This window comes from Bacillus sp. S4 (genome assembly GCF_040838205.1).
GTDB classification, from domain to species: Bacteria; Bacillota; Bacilli; order Bacillales; family Bacillaceae_G; genus Bacillus_A; species Bacillus_A cereus_U.
In genome coordinates, this window is sequence record NZ_JBFPJI010000457.1 from 1 (window position 1) to 2,057 (window position 2,057).

A 2,057-nucleotide genomic window follows, 5' to 3' on the forward strand; every position below is an offset into this window, starting at 1 on the left:
TAGATATTGTTTACAGAACACATTTAAAATCGATGATAAATTAAGTTTACGTGTCACTTTAGGAGTTATTTTGCACTATAAGTAAATATAAAAAGCCCAATTTCTCATTAAAATTGAGAAATTAGGCTTTTTTCGTTGCTCCATTAAAGCGCCCGATTGTGGAAAATCATTTATGTTTTCTTATTGAAGATAAGACCCTCGTTAGCAACAACTTAGACTCACAATGACTCGTCAACAAATTGAATCACTTGCTGATGAACCCGTTCCCAATTGAGGTCATCATTTCTTATAACTGACTTCGAAATCAAGAGTTGCTCTATGATTTTTAACTCTATTTCGGTTCGAACTCTTAAAAACTCAACAAGCCCGTCAAACCCTGTCAACCCGTGACTCCGTCCATACCCCTGCTGAGTGTAATACTGAGTTACGCCATCTCGCCATTCTGATGAGCGTTCCTCGAATGCTCTCTTTAGAATAGAGCGAACATCACCAGGATGAAAATAGAGAAGTGATGGATTCAACGGCTTAATAATGTCGCCTAACTTCAGTACATAATCTGTAATCACATCTTGCGAAGCATCATATCGACCAAGCATAGCTGAAAGGGGGTTTTGAATGAAACAGCACTCAAAGACTGTTACCGTCTCCTCTTGTTGTTGAGCCTTTACAAACTCACTCCACCTATTCAAATGCACTTCACAATGCCGCTCTAATGGCAGTGTTCCATCATAAATATCATATTGCATCACATCAGACAATAGTTCATCAGGGAACGCCTTACTTAATTCCTGTTGACGCTTTCCATATTCAATAAAATTATAATTCCCTTTGCTCTGAGTAATCGACCGAATCAATCCGATAGACTCTGAATGCTTCTCTAATAGCTTGTTAAACTCTTTATGTGTAAAGCATGCTACTTTATCGTAATCTGCTGGATTATCTAAATCTCCCTCAAGAAATAGACGTGTCTCTATTCCAGATTCTGTTAAATGGTCATAAATCAATTTAGATGTAGTGCTCTTGCCAGAACCCCACATACCTTCAACGATTATCAACTTAGTTCTTGTCATATTAATCACCCACCACAATTTAAAATAAATGGTGGTCAGTCTAATTTAACCACCATTTTAATTCTTGTTACCTTGTGTAAACTCCATTTCGTTCATCTCCCTTCACTCTTTGTAAAAATCATATATCCATTGTGAAATATTAACAATATTATTCAGCAAAACTCCCTATAAAAAAATGGTAGGTTCTTATTCTACTTGAATACTTTAAATCCCTGCCCTGTTAGATAATAAAAAAGAGTTGTCGATTCAAACATTGATCTTCAACTCTTGCGCCCTTTAGTTGAGGAGAGGGTGGTTATACGGACTAACTACTTAGCCGTCGTCCCATGAACTCTTTTTATTGTTTCATCCTTTTCATTTTCATTCAAATATTCGAAAAAACCTAAGCGATTCCCCCATGGGTCTGTAAAGCTACCCCATTTTACGGGAACCTCTTCTCTTGAATATATTTCAAAAGGCTCAATATTTAATTCCTTTATCATTCTATCCCTTTCAGCCTCTATATCCATCACACCCATGCGTATAGGACCGCTACCTTCTGTTGGCGTTCCCTTGGCTACCTGTAACCAACTCCCGGGTACGAGTTCAAACTCAACAAATCCTTCATGAGGTACAAAATCAGGCTCTTTATTCAGTAGTGACTTGTACCATTCCTTTCCCTTTTCAAAGTCTGAAACACGAACTTGCACAGTCGTTTCAATAATCACCATAACCCCTCCATTTTTTAAACATCAACCTTAATCTACTTCAACACAGTTGTATACATTCCTTCTTTGCTGATATTCAACAAAATGGCCCGATTGCGGAACAAGAAAAAATCCTGTACATCAACACAGGATTTTTGATCAAACTTTTTTATACACGATCAGAATTTTTTATAAATTATCAAACTTTGTTTTAATGCCACACCTTGAAAGGAGCCACTTATTTTGCAAGGTACTGTTCTACTTCTTTTATTAATAGTTCTGCACCTTCTGGACTTAATGT

The 2,057-nt window shown here is 36.9% G+C and carries 2 protein-coding genes and 1 pseudogene; all 3 read right to left on the bottom strand.

What is annotated here, in order from left to right:
* Positions 1-218 precede the first annotated feature (218 nt).
* Complete coding sequence (locus AB3X48_RS21540) at positions 219-1,070, bottom strand: P-loop NTPase family protein (RefSeq protein WP_199715743.1); 852 nt, start codon at positions 1,068-1,070, stop codon at positions 219-221.
* A 308-nt stretch (positions 1,071-1,378) separates the two neighbouring features.
* Positions 1,379-1,777 (bottom strand): VOC family protein, encoded by a 399-nt coding sequence (locus AB3X48_RS21545; RefSeq protein WP_199715741.1) that lies wholly within the window; start codon positions 1,775-1,777, stop codon positions 1,379-1,381.
* 217 nt (positions 1,778-1,994) lie between these two features.
* A pseudogene (locus AB3X48_RS21550) lies at positions 1,995-2,057 on the bottom strand (AbrB/MazE/SpoVT family DNA-binding domain-containing protein); the annotation flags it as partial.